1 protein-coding gene is annotated in these 277 nt (G+C 73.6%); it reads left to right on the top strand.

What is annotated here, in order from left to right; genetic code table 11:
- Positions 1 to 84 precede the first annotated feature (84 nt).
- Positions 85 to 277: hypothetical protein (locus tag RTN46_RS15635; protein ID WP_312182767.1), on the top strand; the 193-nt coding region annotated here is incomplete at its 3' end.

The raw sequence follows: 277 nt of genomic DNA, 5'->3' as shown, positions 1-277 counted from the left end.
TTCGGCCGCCCCGGGGATGCCGGCCCGGCCGGCAGCAGCCCGCCGGGCGGAAACCGGGGCCGGATCCGGCCGCAGGGCGCGCACATGAGCGTCAAACTGCTGCACCGGCCCGCACGCACCACCCCTCCGGCCCGCAGCATGGAGGCCTTTACCCTGGACGCGCCGCCGCAGATCGAAGGCGGCAAGGGCGGGATGAACATGATGTCCCTGGTCCCGCTGCTCGGGGCAGGCGTCTCCATGACCGTGATGATGCTGTTCCGCGGCTCCCCGCTGGCCG

The organism is Arthrobacter sp., from assembly GCF_031988865.1.
Lineage (GTDB): Bacteria > Actinomycetota > Actinomycetes > Actinomycetales > Micrococcaceae > Arthrobacter_B.
This window is presented reverse-complemented; position numbering and strand designations above follow the sequence as displayed.